Raw genomic sequence first — 18,664 nt, forward strand, 5'->3', positions numbered from 1 at the left:
ATTGACTGGCAGCGAGCTGCCAGTCCCACCAGTATCAATGAAAGCGGAACGGACTATCTATATCGGGTCGATCACGGCCTTCGGCATCGGGCAGTAGTCGGTCATGAGCGCTCGTCCGGACAGGTGCCACGATCGCCAATAACATGTAATCTCGGCTAGCCCACTGAACCGGCCCGGGATTTCCGGAGGCTCCACTTCTTGAGAAAATGGAGCTATGGAAAACACCAAGAAGAAGTCCCCAAGGTACTCGCCGGAAGTTCGTGAGCGGGCTGTGCGAATGGTGCTGGAACACCAGGGCGACCGCGAATCGCAATGGAAAGTGATCGCGTCGATCGCAGCGAAATTTGGCTGCTCGGGTGAAACGCTGCGTAGCTGGGTGCGCAAGGAAGAGCGGGATCGGGGTTTGCGCCCGGGCACAAGCACGCAGGAGCAGGATCGGCTCAAGGAACTGGAGCGGGAGAACCGTGAGCTGCGCCAGGTTAATGAAATCCTGCGCAAGGCGTCAGCATATTTCGCACAGGCGGAGCTCGACCGCCGACCGAAGTGATGATCACGTTCATCGATGATCACCGGCACGTCTACGGGGTCGAGCCGATCTGCAGGGTGCTGCCAATTGCCCCGTCGACGTACTACACGCATGTGGCCCGCCGCGTCAATCCAGGCCTGGTGCCGCCGCGGGCCCAGCGCGACAGGATGCTCAAGGATGAGATCCGGCGCGTGTGGGAAGAAAATTTCCAGGTGTATGGCGCAGACAAGGTCTGGACGCAATTGAAGCGGGAAGGCATTGTCGCGGCGCGCTGCACGGTCGAGCGGCTGATGAAGCAGATGGGCCTGCGCGGTGTGGTGCGGGGCAAGACGGTACGCACGACAGTGAGCGATGGTTCGACGCCGTGCCCGAAGGATCTCGTGAACCGGCAATTCACCGCCGAACGGCCCAATGCGCTGTGGGTGTCAGATTTTACCTATGTATCGAGCTGGCAGGGCTTCGTCTATGTCGCGTTCATCATTGACGTGTTCGCCCGACGCATTGTCGGCTGGCGTGTGTCGAGCTCGGCGCGCACGGACTTCGTTCTGGACGCACTGGAGCAGGCCTTGTACGAGCGACAGCCGGCGCAGCAGGACGGGTTGATACATCACAGCGACCGCGGCGTGCAATACGTATCGATCCGCTATACGGATCGGCTGGTCGAGGCTGGCATTGAGCCGTCAGTGGGCAGCGTGGGCGACTCCTACGATAACGCACTGGCGGAAACGATCAACGGCTTGTACAAGGCAGAGGTGATCCATCGCCTCGGACCGTGGCGCAATCCGCAGGCCGTTGAAATTGCGACGCTCGAATGGGTCGACTGGTTCAACAATCGTCGGCTCTTCGGCCCCATCGGCAACATTCCACCTGCTGAGGCAGAAGCCGCTTATTATTCAAAACTCGCTGGGTCCGCCATCGCGGCGTGACTCAAGCAAAACAGCCTCCGGGAAACCCCTCAGGATTACCCATAAGTCGCTCGCGACTGTGCGATTGAAGGGCGATGGCTTGTAAACGGTGACGACCGATGTTAACTTTGATCCGGTTCGTGATCTGTGATGTCGGGCATTGTCGGACACATCTGACCTTGATGATTGGGCAAATGAAGAGTTTGGCGCCGCCGAGCTCGGCGACGCTCGCCTGACCAGACGGCTCGTGACGCTGGCACGCAAGCTTTCGTTGGGCCCACATTGCTCTTTTCCGCAGTCGTTCAATGGTTCGGAGCTGAAGGCGGCATATCGTTTTTTCGACAACCCGCACGTGGATGTCGATGGCGTGCTGGGTGGGCACATCGGTCAAACGCTGTGTCGTATGCAACAGGTGCCAGTCGTCCTTGCTGTTCAGGACACCACCGAGTTCAATTTGTCTCATCTGCGGGCAACCGAAGGTCTGGGATATGGCTCCGATCCACATGTGCGTGGTTTCCTGATACACAGTCTGCTTGCGCTCACGCCAGAGGGGCTGCCACTCGGGGTGATCGGGATGAAGACCTGGATACGCAGGCACGAGGAGTTGGGCAAGAAACATCTGCGTGGGCAACGAACCGTACAACAGAAAGAGAGCGCGAAATGGCTCGAAGGCATCGAGCAACTGGGCGTACTCAAGACGCACTGTCCGTGCACGCATGTCATCGGCGTGAGCGACCGTGAAGGCGATGTCTATGACGTGTTCCTGGCGCAGCGGCCTGCCGGTGTCGACTGGTTGGTGCGCGCGTCGTGGAACCGACGCGTTGCTCACCCCGATCGATATTTGTGGGAAACCGTGCTGGCCTCGCCAGTGCTTGGAGAGGCGCAACTGCAGGTGCCTGCACGCGAAAACCGCCAGGCACGCACCGCACGGCTGGTTGTGCGCTGCATGCCCGTACGCCTTCGTCCGCCGCAAAATCGTCGTCGCGAGAAGCTTCCCGAAATTGAAGTGTTTGCAATTCATGCACAGGAAACGAACTTGGACGAAGGAGCAGAGCCATTGGAATGGCTTCTACTGACTTCGGTGCCTACGCAAACACACGCAGAGGCCCTCGAGCGTCTTGCATGGTATGCGCGCCGATGGACGATTGAATCGTGGCATCGTGTGCTTAAAAGTGGCTGTCGCATTGAAGCCCGCCAATTTGGCAATCTCGATCGATTCGTCCGCGCCACCGCATTGTTCGCCGTCGTAAGCTGGAGGATCCTGTACTCCATGTTGCTTGCCAGGCTTGATGGCAACCTGCCATGCGAAGTATTGCTGCAGCCAATCGAGTGGCGAGCCCTCTACTGTCGTACGCATGGCAGTACCGAAATACCTGATAAACCGCCGTCACTCGCGCAGGTCATCTTGTGGATCGCCAGACTCGGCGGATATCTCGCTCGAAAGCATGATCGTCCACCTGGTCCTACCGTCATCTGGCGTGGATTTCTTGTCCTGCACGAAATCACGATGATGTACCGAATATTCAGGCAAAACGAATAGCACCATCACATTACTTGTGGGTAATCCTGAGGGGAAACCCGGGGCGGTTCAGTTCGCGGGGGAAGGGCGCGGTGGCTCGCTCTCCGTTTGGTCCGAAGCTCACCACTTATGCCTCATGCCGATCACCGCGGAAACCTGCGTCTTGGTGGTGGACGGCGACAGCGTGTAGATCTGCGCGTATTGCGCGTCTCCGGCTGCCTTCTGGTAAATGCCGACAAGGAACAAATCGGTCCTCTTGCTTAGCAGGTAGTCGACACCGGCGTTCACCTGGTGCCACTTCGGACTATTGTCCTGCGGATGATATTGTCCAGTCGTGAAGATGTACGCGGCGCCGAGCATCAGATCGGGACGCACGTAATCGGTCAATGAAATCTGAGCGTTCTGAAGCGTGAGGCGGGAGGCATCGAGATATTCGAATCGCACATTGGTATAGAGCAGCGAAAGGTTCGCTGATCCAAACGCCCATGCGCCGCCCGCGCCGAACATCCGTTGCTTGCTTACGCCGGCAGCGGTAGCCGGATTCGTGACGAACGGTGATGAGAACCCGTAATCGCCGACCACCGCGCCGTTGGGATTGTTGGGGTCATTCGGCATATCGACCTGAAGGTACGCCACCCCAAGCGACAGCGGTCCGTTCTTATACTGCGCGGCCGCGCTGTACGCGCTGTTGTCCGAGAAGCCGCCTGCCTTGTTCGAGAAACCGTACAGCCCTTCGAACTGGAGGCCACGGTATTCGACGCTCTTGTACTGCACTGCGTTGTTGATGCGGAAGGTGTCGAACACGTTGTCGCTGTCGCCGATAGGCGCGCCGTAAGCGGCAAACTGGCAGGCCGATGAGAACACACATAGCGTGACGGCTTCGTCGTATTGGCGGCCGAATGTCACCGTGCCAAACGCGTTCGACGATAAACCGACGAAAGCCTGCCGCCCGAATAGCCGGCCGCCCTGCGACAGGGTGCCGTTGCCCACGTTGTAGCCGCCTTCCAGCGTGAAGATCGCCTTCAGGCCGCCGCCGAGATCTTCCACGCCTTTCATGCCCCAGCGAGGCGTCTGCATCGGCCCGCTTGCAAACTGCCACGTGGCGTGCCCCTGCTTGTCGGTTCCTTTCTGATTGTTCGCATAGACGATGCCGGTAGAGATCAGGCCATACAGCGTCACGCTGCTTTGGGCGGATGCGACCTGGCAGGCAAGTGCGGTTACGGCGGCAACAAAGACACGTCGATTCATGATTCCCCTGGGTGCTTGTATGCAAACGTGAAAATTAGTATGTGAACCGCTCAGTAAATTAGGATGACGAAGTGAATGGCTGGCTGAAAGACGCTTCTGCGAACTTCATCCTGCTCCGCTGCACGCCTGAGTCACTGCGGCTTGAATGTGAACGCGGCTTGCAACTCGGTGGGCAAAAATCAGCGCTTCCACCGTCTTCGAGCAGATTCTTGCGGAACAAAATTCGCGCCGCCTAGCACTGAATTTGACTCCGGGTGAACTAATTTTTCGCGCGTCTGTGCGCCGAAGGTGCACGAATCGCGCACGGTCTCGCACCTATCGCACAAACCCCGCGTCGGACTACCGCTCTAATTTTGGCATCACTGGGCGCCAAAATTGATGCTTGTGGGGACACTTTTGGTTGCTGAGAATGGGTTCAACCGGCAAGACCGCGGACAAAAGAGGCCGGATTCTTGAACCCGTGAAGGACCATCGGAGGTAAAGATGTCAGTAATCGAGAATGCCGCTCGCCGGCGTTTGCTGTGCATGACACTTGCGGCGGGCGGCATGGCTGCAACGGGCTCACTGCTTTCGGTGCGTGCGTTTGCCGGCGACAGGACAACAGTCAACATGCAACTCGGCTGGGTGCCGGGCGGCAACCAGGTTGGCGAAGTGGTGGCAAAACACCTCGGCTACTACGAGCAGGAGCGGATCGATTTCCATATCCAGCCCGGCGGACCGAACATCGATGGCGTCGCGATCGTGGCCTCGGGTCGTTTCGAGGCCGGCGAGATTTCATCAAGCCCGTCGATCATGCTGGCGGTCTCCGAGGGCCTGCCGATCAAGTGCATCGCGGTCGGGCTTCAGCAGCATCCTTACAGTTTCTTTTCGCTCGCGAAGAATCCGATCCGTACGCCGCACGACATGATCGGCAAGCGTATCGGCATCCAGTCCACGGGCATGGTGCTTCTCAAGGCGCTGCTGGCGAAGAACCGGATCCCGGAAAGCCAGGTCAACATCGTGCCGATCGGCGCCGACATGATGCCGCTTCTGAGCGGCCAGGTGGATGCGGTGACGGGCTGGCAAACCAACACCACGGCGCTCAAGCCGCTCGGGGCGGAACGTGTCGACTTGCGTCTGTGGGATACGGGTGTGCGCCTCTATGCGCTGCCGTACTACGTGAGGACCGATACGCTGAAGGATCATCCCGACACCGTCGCGCGCTTTCTGCGAGCAACGGCGCGCGGTTGGACGTATGCGAATGCGCATCGTGACCAGGCCGTCGATCTGCTGGTCAAGGAATATCCGAACCTGAACCGTGCCGATGAGCGGGTCGCCATCGATTTGCTGATGAGCTATGCGTTCGACCTGAGCAGACCACCAAGACCCAGGGGTGGGGCACGATGGACACGAAGGTTTGGGAGGAGCAGATCACGATGTATGGGCAGCTAGGACAATTCCGTGCTCATCAGCCGAAGGTCGAGGACGTCATGACGATGGACGTACTCAAGGCCACCGAATCTTCTCGCCTCACGGTGTAATCCATGCATGCTGCCACTATGAATCCGCCGCGCGCGGAGCGGTCCGGTTCGCCCTTCGGCGTGTCGCCAGACGCGGGGCTGTCGATCAGCTGCCGCAACATCAACGTGCGCTTCTTCACCGAGCGGCGCAGCGTGACGGCGATCGAAGGGTTGAGCCTCGACGTCGCCGCGGGCGAATTCCTTACCTTGCTGGGTCCTTCGGGCTGCGGGAAGTCGACGTTTCTGCGGGTGGTCGCCGACCTCATCAAGCCGAGCCGCGGCGAGATCAGTGTGCTCGGCGCCGCGCCGCAAATGGCACGCGAGCGCCGTGACATCGGTTTTGTGTTTCAGGATGCGGCGCTGCTGCCGTGGCGCACGGCCATCCAGAACGTGCAGTTGCCGCTTGAAGTTGCGGGCGGCAAGGCTCGTGCGGGCCGCGCCACGCCGCGCGAACTGCTCGAACTCGTGGGTCTGAAGGGCCGCGAGGACGCTTACCCGCATGAGATGTCGGGTGGCATGCGGCAGCGCGTTGCGATTGCGCGGGCGCTCGTGAGCGATCCGAAAGTGCTGCTGATGGACGAGCCGTTCGGCGCACTCGACGAAATCACGCGCGACCGGCTGAACGAAGAACTGCGCCGTGTGTGGAAGGAGATGGGCCTCACGACGCTCTTCGTCACGCACAGCATCTACGAAGCGGCGTTTCTCGGTCAGCGCGTGCTGATGCTGGCGGCCAACCCTGGCCGGGTGAAGGAGATCGTGCCGGTGACGCTGCCTGAAGACCGCACGCTCGATATTCGCGAGAGCCGCGAATTCGTTGAACTCGTCGCCTACCTGCGGCGCGTACTGGAGACCTGCTGATGGCCACGTCCGAAATGCAATTGAACCTGTCGTCCCAGACGGCTGATCCTGAAGCGCAGGCCTGGCTCGCGCGCCGTCGTCAGCGAGTGTGGCGCGCTCGCATCCTGCCGGCGATCGGTGTCGCCGGGTTGCTGTTCGCGTGGTGGGCGATCGTGGCGGGCTTTCATGTCAAGCCGTTTATCGCACCATCACCGCTACTCGTGCTGCAAACGCTTTTCAGTAAGAGCGACGTGCTGCTTCAGAACCTGATGCCGACCGCCATCGAGGCGGCCGGGGGCTTCCTGATCGGCAATTTCGCGGCGATCCTGCTTGCTACCGTCTTCGTGCACAACAAGACATTGCAGGACATCTTCTACCCGGTCGCGGTGATGATCAACTCGATCCCAGTGGTCGCAAAAGCCCCGATCCTCGTGCTGATCATGGGCAACGGTCTGGAGCCGAAGATCACGATTGCGGCAATCGTCTGCTTCTTTCCGACGCTCGTGAACATGGTCCGCGGACTACAGGCGGTGAATCCGCAGGCGATGGAACTGATGCAGATCCTGTCGGCAAGCAAGCGGGAGATCTTCTTCAAGCTGCGCTTGTACGCCTCGTTGCCTTATCTGTTCTCCGCGCTGCGCATCGCCGCATCCATGTCCGTGATCGGTGCGGTGGTCGGCGAATGGATCGGCGCGACGCAAGGTATCGGCGCGATGATCATTCAGGCAACTTACAGCTTCGATTCGGCTTTGCTGTACACGGCGATCATCATGAGCGCCGTCCTGTCTGGCCTCTTTTTCCTCGTAATCGCCGTGCTCGAGCGCTGGCTCATCCGGTGGCAGCCCGACGGCGCCCTTTGATAACGAGCGACACACCCCATTCCGATAGGAGACGAAATGAATATGATCAGCGAGTGGATTCAGGAACCCGCGCGCGATGTGCGCGTGGCGGCAAAAGCAAACGTCGTCGTAGTCGGCGGTGGCCCCGCGGGCCTGTCGGCGGCGATCGGCGCGGCGCGCAACGGCGCGCAGGTGATCCTGCTGGAGCGCTACAACCACCTCGGCGGTCTTGCTTCGGGTGGCATGGTGCTGGTGCTCGACGACATGTGGGACAACCACCTTCAGGAAATTTCGGTGCGCGGCACCTGCATGACCTTCATTGAGCGCATGGCGTCGCGCAAGCTCGCGACGTTCCCGCGTTCGCACGAATGGGGCGAGGATCCCGCCGCGTATCGCCAGTGGGGCCGCTGGGGCACGTTCGATTTTCACAGCCAGAAGACGCCGCATCCCGTGTGCTTCGCGGCTGCGTTCGATCCGGACGCGATGAAGCGTGTCGCGCTTGAAATGGTGGAGTCGCTTGGTATTCAGTTACGTTTGCACTCGTGGTTCTCACGCACGCTGGTCGAAGACGGCCGGGTAAAGGGAGTCATCTGCGATACAAAAAACGGCCGTGAAGCAATCCTCGCCGATGTCGTGATCGACGCGACCGGCGACCTCGATGTCGCGGCGTCGGCCGCGCGTCCCGCATGTGGGCGGCACCTATATTACGACGACGGTGTTCCGCCTCGGCGGCGTGGATACCGACGCGGCCGAGCGCTTCGAAGCCGAAGAGCCGGAAGCATTTGTTGCGCTCGATCGCCAGATCAAGCGCATTCTCGGCGGCTCGTGGGGTTACTGGTGGCTCAAGACGCCGCTGCCGGGCGTCGTGTGGTGCAACTGCCCGCACATGGCAGGTCTCGACGGCCTCAAGCCCGAGGACCTGACACGTGCGGAAGTGCAGGGCCGCAAGCACATTCACGCGGCAGTCGATTTCGTGCGTGAGAACTTGCCCGGCTTCGAGCACGCTTACGTGATCGACGTCGCGCCGCAGACGGGCGTGCGCCAGACGCGCCTGCTCGAAGGCGAATATGTGATGACCAAGGAAGATCTCGCGCAGCGCACCCGTTTCGATGACAGCATTGCACGCGGACGCGACTATTACATGCCTTACCGTGTGCTGTTGCCGAAGCAGATCGACAATTTGCTGGTCGCGGGCCGGCACTACTCGGCGACGTCGCAGGCACAAAAAATGTCGCGCGAGATTCCGCCGTGCATGGCCATGGGTGAAGCCGCCGGCGTCGCCGCCGCGCTTGCGCTCGGTGCGGGCGTATCGGTGCGCAACGTCGATGTGCGCGCGCTGCAGAAAACACTGCGCAAGCAGGGCGCGGATCCCGGTGATCAAACCGGCCGAAATGCCGACGTTCCGCCGCTTGCCGTTCACGTCGATGCGAGGGAGGCAGCATGAGCGTCGCGCATAACACGAACAAGACCCACGACCTGCCGCTCTCCGGCGTGCGCGTCATCGATCTGACGCAGGTCATGATGGGCCCGGTCTGCACCCAGATGCTCGCGGACTACGGCGCGGATGTGATCAAGATCGAGAGAAAGGGCGGGGGCGACCTGAGCCGCTCGACGTTCGAGCCGGTGGCCGGTGCGGACAACCCCATCTTCTGCAGTCTGAACCGCAACAAGCGCAGCGTGGCGCTCGATCTACGCGACGCTGGGCCGATGGCGGCGCTCAAGACCATGATCGCAGAGGCCGATGTGGTCGTCAGCAATTTTCGCGCAGGCGTCATGGACCGCATGGGTATCGGCTATGAAGATTGCCGCCGCCTCAATTCGCGGATCATCTACGCGGCGGGCTCGGGCTTCGGAGAAACCGGCCCGTATGCGCACAAGGGTGGACAGGACGTGCTCGCGCAGGCGATGAGCGGCGTGATGGCGCGTCGCGCCGACGACTCGCTGCCCATCTCCGTGTACCCGACGGCGCTCGCCGACTATTCGGCCGGCATGCACATGGTGCAGGGCATTCTGTTCGCGTTGCTGCATCGCGAGCGCACCGGCGAAGGGCAAAAGGTCAACGTCTCGCTTTACAACTCGATGCTCGCGATGCAGATGCAGGAAGCCGCGATGATCATGATGGCCGACTCGGAAGTGAACTGGGCCGCGATGCCGCTCTCAGGCGTGTTCGATACGCAGGACGGTGCGCTCGTTCTGGTCGGCGCCTTCAAGGCGAACCCGTTGCGCGACATCTGCGCAGCGCTGCAAATCGACGACCTGTCCACCGATCCGCGCTTTTGCAACCTCGAACAGCAGTTCGCCCACAAGGCGGTGCTGCAGGGCATCTTCCGCGATCGCTTCGCGAGCGGCACGCGGAGCTTCTGGCTGGCGCGGCTCGAAGAGCAGGATCTGTTATGCGCGCCGGTGCACGATCTGCGCGAAGCGCTCGTCGATCCGCAGACGCTGCACAACCAGTTGATCATCGAAGGCGAAGGCGAAGGGCAGCCCGTGCGTTTCATCGGCAGTCCGATCGAGTTGTCGCTCGCGCCGGTTGGCTTGCTGCGCGCCCCGCCGAAGCTCGGACAGCACACCGAGGAAGTGCTTCAGCAATTGCGCGGCGGCGTCGCCACGGAGGCGGCATGAGCGTCCGTCTTGTGATCGATCAGCATGTTGCCACCGTGACGCTCGTGCGGCCGGAGGCGCTCAACGCCGTCGACCTCGCGACCGAAGCCGAACTGCAACGCATCTGGACCGAGCTGGAGCATAGCCGCGACGTGCGCGTCGTGGTTCTGACCGGCGAGGGCGAGCGGGCGTTCTGTGTCGGCGCGGACCTGAAGAATCCGTCGACGAGCGGCCTTGAATACTGGGCCGCGCCGCGTCCCGGCGGGTTCGGTGGCATCGCGCTGCGCGAGACCCTGAACGTGCCGGTGATCGCGCGTGTCAACGGCTATGCGCTCGGCGGCGGCTTCGAAATGGTGCTGGGGTGCGATCTCGTGATTGCGTGCGACGAGGCGAGTTTCGGCTTGCCCGAGGCGCTTGTCGGCCGCATGCCGCTCGACGGCGGCATGACACTGCTGCAACGTCAGATTCCATACCGTCAGGCGATGGCGATGCTTTTGACCGGCCGGCGGGTCTCCGCACGCGAGGGGCTCGACATGGGCCTCGTCAACGAGGTCGTGCCGCGCGCCGAACTCGATGCCGCTGTCCAGCGATGGGTCGACGCCGTGCTTGCATGCGCGCCGCTGTCGTTGCAGGCAATCAAGCAGGTGGTCAGGCGCACCTCCACGCTGTCAGCGGCGGAAGCGCAGGCGCTGCGGCTGCCCGCGCTGGTTGCCGCGCTTCAATCCGAGGACGCGCACGAAGGCGTGCGCGCCTTCCAGGAAAGGCGCAAGCCTTGCTGGAGCGGAAGCTGATGGCCTACGTCATCACCTCGCCCTGCATCGACGTGAAAGACGGCGCGTGCGTGAAATGCTGCCCGGTCGACTGCATCTACGAAGGCGAGCGCACGCTCTACATTCATCCCGAGGAATGTATCAATTGCGGGGTGTGCGTGTCGGTGTGCCCGACCGAGGCCATCTATCACGACGAAGAACTCCCGCCCGCGGAGGCAGCATTCGCCGCCGTGAACCGCGAGTTCTTCGGCGCCGGGGTGAGTGCCCTCGGTTCACCGGGTGGCGCGTGCGACGTCGGTAAGGTAGCCTGCGATCATCCCGAGGTCGCGGCGTGGCCGGTGCGGGTCACGAATTGAGGCAACACGATGCATGCGAACGTCCTGAAATATTTTGTCGAAGTGGCGCGGTGCAGTTCGATCCGCAAGGCGGCACAGAACCTTTACGTCGCGTCCAGCGCGGTGAACCGCCAGATCCTGAAGCTCGAAGCCGAGATGGGGACCGAACTGTTCGACCGGCTGCCGAACGGCATTCGCCTTAACGCGGCCGGCGAACGCGTGCTGCAGCACATTCGCGCGACGCTGAACGATTTCCATCTGATGCGCAGCGAACTCGACGATCTGAAGGGCGAACGCAAGGGACACGTGTCGGTCGCTGCGATGGACTCGCTGTTCGTGGACTTTCTGCCAGCCACGGTCGAGGAATTCTCGGACGTCTATCCGGCCGTGACCTATTCGATCGTTGCGGTGCCTCCGCACGATGTGCCGCCGAGGCTCGTGAGCGGCGAGTACGACATCGGCATTTCGTACATCACAAAGCTGCCCGCGGGCCTCGATGTTGTGGCGGAAGTGCCGCTACCGCCGGGCGTGGTGATGGCGTCTTCGCATCCGCTCGCGAAGAAGGAGCGAATCAGCTTCGACGAGTGCCGCAACCATGCGTTTTTACGACTCGAAGGCCGCTCGCCGATCCAGGGCGTTGTCACGACCGACTTCCCCGAGTACTGGGAAACGTTGCAACCCAGCGTGACCTGCAACTCGACGACACTCCTCAAGCGGCTGATCGCGTCCGGCCGGGGCATTTCGTTTTTTTCCAAACTGGCTTTCCTCGACGAACTGTCGCGCGGCGACGTGGTTTGGCGTCCGCTCGACGATGCAAACGCGAACGCGCTCACTGTCGGCATCATCGTCCCGAATCAGCGCGCTTTGCCGCACGTGACGTTGGAGTTCGTCGAGCGAATCATACGGCGCCTCAAGCATGTCGAACTGACTCTACGCGAGACTTGATCCATCAGGCAAAGGGCGACGAATTATGGACCTGGGCATGCAGTCGCCTTGATTGCCCATACGGGCTCCAGAAACGGCGCAGCGCGCCCGTCGCGGGCGGCGCATGAGCGCGTACGTGGATCAACTCGTCTTTTTCGGCAGACCGATCGACGCCGCTTGCGCGCGAATGGCGGTCTATTGTTTTGCCACCTACAGGAACCCAGCATGGCCACCCTGAGCTATAGCGATACCCGTCTTCTGATCAACGGCGAATGGTGCGACGCCGCCAGCGGCAAGACGCTCGACGTCGTCAACCCGGCCACCGGCCAGGCCATCGGCAAAGTGGCCCACGCCGGCGTCGCCGATCTGGACCGCGCGCTCGAAGCCGCGCAGCGCGGCTTCGAAGCATGGCACAAGATTCCCGCCAACGAGCGCGCCACGACCATGCGTAAGGCCGCCGCGCTGGTGCGCGAGCGCGCCGCCGAGATCGGCCGCCTGATGACGCAGGAACAGGGCAAGCCGTTCGCCGAAGCGCGCGGCGAAGTGCTGGCCGCCGCGGACATCATCGAATGGTTCGCCGACGAAGGCCGCCGCGTGTATGGCCGGATCGTGCCGTCGCGCAACCTCGCCGCGCAGCAGCTGGTGCTCAAGGAGCCGGCCGGTACGGTCGGCCTCGTGTTCGGCGACCCGGCTGAGATTTCCAGCTACCTGATTCCGCATCCGGTGATCCGCAAGGTCACGTTCACGGGCTCGACGCCGGTCGGCAAGCAGCTCGCGGCGCTGGCCGGCGCGCACATGAAGCGCGCGACGATGGAGCTCGGCGGCCACGCGCCGGTCATCGTCGCTAAAGACGCCGACGTCGCGCTCGCCGTCAAGGCGGCCGGCGGCGCGAAGTTCCGCAACGCAGGCCAGGTCTGCATCTCGCCGACCCGCTTCCTGGTGCACAACAGCATCCGCGAAGAATTCGCCGCGGCGCTGGTCAAGCACGCCGAAAGCCTCAAGCTGGGCCACGGTCTCGCGGAAGGTCACGACGCTCGGGCCGCTTGCCAACGCGCGCCGCCTCAGCGCGATGAGCAAAGTGCTCGACGACGCGCGCAAGACCGGCGCCAAGGTCGCGACGGGCGGCGAACGGGTGGGCTCGGAAGCCAACTTCTTCGCGCCGACCGTGCTGACCGACGTGTCACTCGAAGCCGATGTGTTCAACAACGAACCGTTCGGCCCGATCGCCGCGATTCGCGGCTTCGACAAGCTCGAAGAAGCGATCGCCGAAGCCAACCGTCTGCCGTTCGGCCTCGCGGGCTATGCGTTTACGAAGTCGTTCGGCAACGTGCATCTGCTGTCGCAGCAGATGGAAGTCGGCATGCTGTGGATCAACCAGCCGGCCACGCCTTCGGCAGAAATGCCGTTCGGCGGCGTGAAGGATTCGGGCTACGGTTCAGAAGGCGGCCCGGAAGCCATGGAAGGTTATCTGGTCACCAAGGCAGTATCGGTGATGGCGGTATAGCGGCCATAGTCAGCGCGTTGCCTGAAACCGCGCAGTTCGAAGTGTGACTATCTGACCGATGCGGGTGCGATCCGATATCTACGGCCACTCCGTGGTTGCTTTCGTTCGCTGTGGGCAATCATCTGCCGCATTTTCCCGGTCTATAGGCCGGCAGAGATGGATAGGCAGTGGCCCGAAAAAATTGCTGTGTTGCCAGCGCGACAGAGCGTGCCGCGTCGGGCTGTCGTTAGAACCGAGCGTCCGGTTTTGGGCCGACCAGAGTCGTTCGTTGAGTTACTTCGAATGTCCGGATGGGGTCGCGTGCTGCCGATCGCCGCCGTCCAAGGTCGAACACGATATGCGATCCGCATGAGGCATCACTCAGCCAATTTCGGCCGATCGACGAGGCCGTATAGATCCGCGATAATTGGCCCACACTCTGCGGGAGAACTCATGTTCGATCACGTCAAATTCGGAGTCAGTGACTATGCAGCGAGCAAAGCGTTCTTCCTCAAGGCACTCGAACCGCTCGGCGTAGCTGTTGTCTCGGAGGGGCCGCCGACGTACGGTGTCGAGCTTAGCCCGCCGGGAGATAAGACTTCATTGTGCCTGTACCAAACCGAGGAGAAGCCGGCGCAACTTCATCTGGCCTTCATGGCGGAGAATCGCCAGCAAGTGGACGCTTTCTATCGCGCGGCTCTGGAAGCGGGTGGCAAAGATAATGGTGCGCCTGGTTTGCGCCCGCACTACCACGCGAACTACTATGCGGCTTTTGTCATTGGTCCGGACGGGCACAACATCGAAGCGGTTTGCCACCAACCCGAGGCCTAACCCTTCGATCGAGCGGACTCGTGAGGTATGGGATTGAGCCTCTTTCGAGTGTCCGTTATCGAGAAAATCGAATGTCGCTTGAGGGTCGCCTGCTGCCTGTCGGCCTCAGGCACATGTCGGCCACTTTCGGTCATTCGACTCGATCGCATAGATTGTTGACATGGGACGGGGAGCCTACGGATAGGCTTCTCTCCTGTGTCCTTAGCATGTCAACAGCAGTGGCTTTCGGGGAACACGATGAGATTCGAATACGAGGAAACAACACGAACAGCCATCGATCGCGAAAACAAGATCACGATCAGGATGTCGTCGAAGTTTTACGACACGGACCACCTAAACTTCGAATATGCAGACGAGCATATTGAATTCGTTTTTGCAGCATACGAGGCAACGGAAAAACGCATCGCCCGTATTCGCGGAATCGCCCGAGAGTATCCGATGGCAGTAGCGATGTATGTGGTGGAGCAGACGGTGAAAAGGGGAGCGAGAATTTGGCCGGTCGCCTCTCCAATACGGCAGGAAAGGTATTCCGAGATTCGTCGGGCCGTTGAATACGGGATGTTCGCATTGTGTACGCTTGGAGGAAAGCGACTCGATTGGGTGCCTGACTATCGGGTCGAATACATCCCCGATTTTTCGAACATACCGCAACTTCGGTCATGAATTAATTCCGTTTCCACCTCTAGCTCAAACGCACTTCAATCGCGAGTTTTGCTACCAGCCGGTTCGACCGCGAATGGCCGCTTTGTGGACTGGTCGACTGGCCGAAGTGGGTCGCCTTATGCCCTTTGTATGGGAGGCCGTGCCTGCGGCGATCACCGCGCTTGGTCGTCGGGCGCTAGCCGGCCAAGCCTGGTCGTGCGAGGAAATCGCTCACGTAGTGCCTGGTTGCCCGGCCCAGGATGGCGAAACCGCGAGCGGGGAATTTCGGCGATCGCCGCGATCTCGATTAGCAGTTCAGGCCGGTATAGACGTTGGACCTGGACGGTCGTCGTGACAGGATACGGCGCACCAAAAAACTCTTGGCGAATGTCGCCGGTGGCCATAAAGGCCTCAATGTCCGTTGCATAGTGAACCATCGAAACCACATCCGCCATCTGTCCACCAATCGACGCTAGGACGCTGCGAATATTCTCCAGAACCTGCCTTACCTGCGCGCGGATGTCCCCTTGCCCGACGATTTGTCCATGTCGATCGAGCGACACTTGGCCCTTCAGGTGAGCGATACGGCCATCGCCTTGAATGACCGCCATAGAGAAGGTGCCGAACGGCGCCCAAACTTCCATCGGGTTCACTGCATCTACCATTGCCAAACTCCTACGATGGGGTGTTGCAAGGCATCATACATGGCCATCGAATGGCCGTTATCAGGCCGGGCGAAGGTCCGTTGCGGGTCGGGAGTACGCACTGCAGACTGGCCGCTTCTGGGCCGCTGAATTCCAGTGACCGATTTCGACCGATGAGTTCGAAGACCGGACTGACGCAGCGCGGCCAGTTTCGGTCGTTCATCCACAGAGTGGAGCGGACGTTTGAACGTCTGCGTCAACCCAGACAGCGGTCATTCGTTGGGGCGTGACTGCAGGCAGGTCATCAGCCTGGTCTGAAAGCCGGACAAGGAAGTGGGCGTCTGTGAGCGTCCGCTATCAACTGTGAGTATCGTCGGACCGAGGTCGTCCAGATGGCCGCGTACTGCCTGGCCGCAACCGTCCACAGTCAGGTGCAACGCTCGTCCATACTTGATCGCCCACAGGCAAGTTGGGATCGAACGCCGCGATTCTCACGACGCCTCGCGCACCCTCGCCAGCAATCTTGGCCATGGACACAGAAAGAAGCAACGGCGCGACGGGAAGGCTGGCAAAGACATAAGCAATCTCAATCCGGAACTCCGAGATACACGGATCTGGATGAACATCTATCTGGAAAATTCGTCTTTAAGCGCCGCGTATATTCTGCGATATCGCGCGAGCCGGTCCCGGGTCACGGTCCGGTGCCCTGCGTCGGGTTCGCATACCTCGATCGTTGCCGGAGACGTACACACCTGCTTGACGTTCTCCTTCGTGACGGCCAACCGCGCAAGCCGTGCAGCGCCTAAAGCGGCGCCGACATCTCCGCCATGATGGCGGCGCATTGCAACGCCAGTGGCTGTTGCACAAAGCTTCGCCCAGAAACGGCTACGCGAGCCGCCTCCAATGAAAGACGCCGTGCCCAGCGCCGTCCCGGCACCTTGTAGCGCTGCGTAACCGTCGGCCATCGCGAAAGCCACGCCTTCCATCACGCTGTACGCAAGGTCGGCCTCACCGTGAGCGCCGGTTAGCCCCCAGAACACACCCTTTGCATTCGCGTCATTGTGAGGCGTACGCTCACCGCTCAGGTACGGCAGGAACAGCGGTGCGCCCCGCGCGTCGGCCTTCTCGGCCAAGCCGGCAAGCTCGGCGACGTCCTTCTTAAGCACGTCGGACAGCCACGCGAGACTTGAAGCCGCCGACAGGATGACGCTCATCTGATGCCAGCGGTCCGGCAAGCAATGGCAGAACGCGTGCACCGCCTGCGCGGGATTCGGCGCAAACCGGTCAGTTCCGGCAAACAGCACGCCAGACGTGCCCAATGACAGGAACGCGCTACCGGCGTCGGCGACGCCCATGCCGATCGCGCTGGCTGCGTTATCACCCGCACCGCCGCAAAGGAGCACTGGGCTAGCAATGCCCCATTCGCGCCGCAATGTATCGTTTAACTGTGCCGCAGCCTCGCTGCCTTCTACCAGCCTGGGCATGTGATCACGCGAAAGGCCGGTCGCGGAGAGCATCCTGTCCGACCAGTCACGCTTCGCGACGTCGAGCCACAGTGTGCCCGACGCATCGGACATCTCGGAGACGAACTCGCCAGTTAAGCGCCACGCCACGTAGTCCTTCGGCAACAGGATCTTGTGCGCTGCGCGGAACACGGCCGGTTCGTATTTAGACAGCCAGAGCAGTTTCGGCGCGGTGAAACCCGGCATCGCAAGGTTGCCGGTAATCGAGCGCGACTCTGGAACCAGCGCTTCGAGCTCCACACATTCGGCAAACGCCCGGGTGTCGTTCCACAGGATCGCCGGGCGTAACACCTGACCGACGCGATCAAGCAGGGTCGCGCCATGCATCTGTCCAGATAACCCAATTCCGCGTAGCGCCGAAAAGCCAGCGGGATTGGACGCCCGCACCTGCGCGATTGCATCAAGCGTGGCGTGCCACCACGCCTGCGGGCTCTGTTCGGACCAGTGGGGGTGAATATTCTCGACTTCAAGTCGTGCACTGCCGGTGGCGATCGTGTGCGATTCGTCGTCTGTGAGTAGCGCTTTTACCTCGGAGGTCCCAAGGTCGATTCCAAGGAAAGTCAAGAGTGTCGTCCTGGTTCTTGCGGCCGGCTCGTCTTGCCGAAGCAAAACGTCAAGCCGCGATCATGTGTTCGTTAAGCTGATGCAGCGCGCGAAACTTCGATGGCGGCATCGCCTTCGTTGAAAGGAATTGACGATTGAAGTTCGACAGATTGTTAAAGCCAACGCGATAGCAGATCTCCGTCACGCTAAGCGTCGAACACATCAGCAGTTCACACGCTTCGTTGATCCGGAGCCGGTTCTGGTACTGCACAAACGTACACCCTGTATGTCGTCGGAAAAAGCGTGTGAACGTGCTCACGCTCATGCCGGCAAGCTCAGCGACATCAGCTTCGCGCAATGTGCCCGGGAGGTTCTGCTGAATGTACGAGAGCACCTGATTGATCGTGGACTGCATGTAGCGATGTGCGTTGACATCGTATGCGGGTCCCGCCAGCAAGGTGCGCTCGGTGCACGACGACAACCTGTCGAAGATCGACATCAACAATTCGACGCGGCGACAACCGTGTGAAACAGCAAGCTCCAGCATCATTGGCGCAATGGCCAGGCCCACTGCATCCGGAAACTGTATCCCGCGCGCTGCATCGTCGACCAGGCCGACGATCGAGTGCAATTCGGTGAACGCGGCCACCATGCGTTCGACCGCGTCACGCGAAAACTGGAGAACCACGTCGCGTGACGGCACGGTTTCGCGCTCGCCGACTTCGCTGATCCAGTTGTGCGGTAAATTCGGCCCGGTGATCACCAAGTTACCTGGCGCGAAGTCACCGATGAAATCGCCGACAAAAAACTTGCCGGTCGACGCCCGGATGACGTGAATCTCATACTCCGGATGAAAGTGCCATTTCGCTACCGTATGCGGATAGTCGTGCGCCCAGGCACGAAACGACTCGTCCCGTCGCGTGTGCACCAACTCCAGGTCCGGATTCATACCGCTTCTCCTCCTCGGCCGTCTCGACGCCGCGACTTCTTTTGTT

16 protein-coding genes, 2 pseudogenes and 1 other annotated feature are annotated in these 18,664 nt (G+C 61.1%); of the genes and pseudogenes, 14 read left to right on the top strand and 4 right to left on the bottom strand.

Annotated elements, in window-relative coordinates; genetic code table 11:
* The first annotated feature begins 214 nt into the window (after positions 1 to 214).
* Together OKW41_RS25795 and OKW41_RS25800 are read left to right on the top strand one after the other, a co-directional pair.
* Positions 215 to 1,452, top strand: a protein-coding gene (locus tag OKW41_RS25795) for an IS3 family transposase (RefSeq protein ID WP_246530497.1) whose coding sequence is annotated in 2 segments (ribosomal slippage) — positions 215 to 518 and positions 518 to 1,452 — 1,239 coding nt in all. Because the reading frame shifts where the segments join, the coding sequence is not laid out codon by codon here.
* Positions 505 to 621: a sequence feature (AL1L pseudoknot), on the top strand. Its footprint overlaps the gene before it by 117 nt.
* Positions 1,453 to 1,591: 139 nt before the next feature.
* The gene (locus OKW41_RS25800; RefSeq protein ID WP_429443705.1) at positions 1,592 to 2,971 is read left to right on the top strand and encodes an IS4 family transposase; all 1,380 of its coding nucleotides are present in this window, start codon (positions 1,592 to 1,594) and stop codon (positions 2,969 to 2,971) included.
* A gap of 99 nt (positions 2,972 to 3,070) precedes the next feature.
* Here OKW41_RS25800 and OKW41_RS25805 read toward each other — a convergent pair whose 3' ends face one another.
* On the bottom strand, positions 3,071 to 4,198 hold the full coding sequence (locus OKW41_RS25805; protein ID WP_429452226.1) for a porin: 1,128 nt from the start codon (positions 4,196 to 4,198) through the stop codon (positions 3,071 to 3,073).
* Between the two features lie 483 nt (positions 4,199 to 4,681).
* Between OKW41_RS25805 and OKW41_RS25810 the strand changes: the two genes are divergently transcribed.
* The 12 genes and pseudogenes from OKW41_RS25810 (at position 4,682) to OKW41_RS25865 (ending at position 14,980) form a co-directional block, all read left to right on the top strand.
* A complete protein-coding gene (locus OKW41_RS25810; RefSeq protein ID WP_429574428.1) occupies positions 4,682 to 5,629 on the top strand; it encodes an ABC transporter substrate-binding protein in 948 nt (315 codons plus the stop codon).
* Between the two features lie 92 nt (positions 5,630 to 5,721).
* Entirely contained in the window at positions 5,722 to 6,555 is an 834-nt protein-coding gene (locus OKW41_RS25815) for an ABC transporter ATP-binding protein (protein WP_429574429.1), read from the top strand.
* A complete protein-coding gene (locus OKW41_RS25820) occupies positions 6,555 to 7,394 on the top strand; it encodes an ABC transporter permease (RefSeq protein WP_429574430.1) in 840 nt (279 codons plus the stop codon). The genes OKW41_RS25815 and OKW41_RS25820 overlap by 1 nt, the downstream gene beginning before the upstream one ends.
* Positions 7,395 to 7,436: 42 nt before the next feature.
* Positions 7,437 to 7,988: pseudogene (locus tag OKW41_RS25825) on the top strand (FAD-dependent oxidoreductase); the annotation flags it as partial.
* A 43-nt stretch (positions 7,989 to 8,031) separates the two neighbouring features.
* Positions 8,032 to 8,817 carry an FAD-dependent oxidoreductase gene (locus OKW41_RS25830; protein WP_429574431.1) on the top strand — a complete coding sequence of 262 codons (786 nt, stop codon included), beginning with the start codon at positions 8,032 to 8,034 and terminating at the stop codon, positions 8,815 to 8,817.
* Complete coding sequence (locus tag OKW41_RS25835) at positions 8,814 to 9,995, top strand: CaiB/BaiF CoA transferase family protein (RefSeq protein WP_429574432.1); 1,182 nt, start codon at positions 8,814 to 8,816, stop codon at positions 9,993 to 9,995. Before OKW41_RS25830 ends, OKW41_RS25835 begins: the two co-directional genes overlap by 4 nt.
* Entirely contained in the window at positions 9,992 to 10,765 is a 774-nt protein-coding gene (locus tag OKW41_RS25840; RefSeq protein ID WP_429574433.1) for an enoyl-CoA hydratase-related protein, read from the top strand. The genes OKW41_RS25835 and OKW41_RS25840 overlap by 4 nt, the downstream gene beginning before the upstream one ends.
* A complete protein-coding gene (gene fdxA, locus OKW41_RS25845; protein ID WP_176123007.1) occupies positions 10,765 to 11,100 on the top strand; it encodes a ferredoxin in 336 nt (111 codons plus the stop codon). Before OKW41_RS25840 ends, fdxA begins: the two co-directional genes overlap by 1 nt.
* A gap of 9 nt (positions 11,101 to 11,109) precedes the next feature.
* A complete protein-coding gene (locus OKW41_RS25850) occupies positions 11,110 to 12,024 on the top strand; it encodes a LysR family transcriptional regulator (RefSeq protein ID WP_429452210.1) in 915 nt (304 codons plus the stop codon).
* A gap of 204 nt (positions 12,025 to 12,228) precedes the next feature.
* Positions 12,229 to 13,507: pseudogene (locus OKW41_RS25855) on the top strand (NAD-dependent succinate-semialdehyde dehydrogenase).
* A gap of 432 nt (positions 13,508 to 13,939) precedes the next feature.
* Complete coding sequence (locus OKW41_RS25860; protein WP_429452208.1) at positions 13,940 to 14,317, top strand: VOC family protein; 378 nt, start codon at positions 13,940 to 13,942, stop codon at positions 14,315 to 14,317.
* A gap of 237 nt (positions 14,318 to 14,554) precedes the next feature.
* Positions 14,555 to 14,980 carry a hypothetical protein gene (locus tag OKW41_RS25865; RefSeq protein ID WP_429574434.1) on the top strand — a complete coding sequence of 142 codons (426 nt, stop codon included), beginning with the start codon at positions 14,555 to 14,557 and terminating at the stop codon, positions 14,978 to 14,980.
* Positions 14,981 to 15,132: 152 nt separating this feature from the next.
* Here OKW41_RS25865 and OKW41_RS25870 read toward each other — a convergent pair whose 3' ends face one another.
* The 3 genes from OKW41_RS25870 to OKW41_RS25880 all read right to left on the bottom strand — a co-directional run bounded on the left by OKW41_RS25870 (position 15,133) and on the right by OKW41_RS25880 (position 18,618).
* Complete coding sequence (locus tag OKW41_RS25870; RefSeq protein WP_429452196.1) at positions 15,133 to 15,624, bottom strand: RidA family protein; 492 nt, start codon at positions 15,622 to 15,624, stop codon at positions 15,133 to 15,135.
* A 605-nt stretch (positions 15,625 to 16,229) separates the two neighbouring features.
* On the bottom strand, positions 16,230 to 17,690 hold the full coding sequence (xylB, locus tag OKW41_RS25875; RefSeq protein ID WP_429576479.1) for a xylulokinase: 1,461 nt from the start codon (positions 17,688 to 17,690) through the stop codon (positions 16,230 to 16,232).
* A 49-nt stretch (positions 17,691 to 17,739) separates the two neighbouring features.
* A complete protein-coding gene (locus tag OKW41_RS25880; protein ID WP_429574435.1) occupies positions 17,740 to 18,618 on the bottom strand; it encodes an AraC family transcriptional regulator in 879 nt (292 codons plus the stop codon).
* Positions 18,619 to 18,664: the final 46 nt, after the last annotated feature.

Origin of the sequence: Paraburkholderia sp. UCT70 (genome assembly GCF_050434085.1) — a bacterium.
In the GTDB taxonomy this organism is placed as follows: domain Bacteria; phylum Pseudomonadota; class Gammaproteobacteria; order Burkholderiales; family Burkholderiaceae; genus Paraburkholderia; species Paraburkholderia tuberum.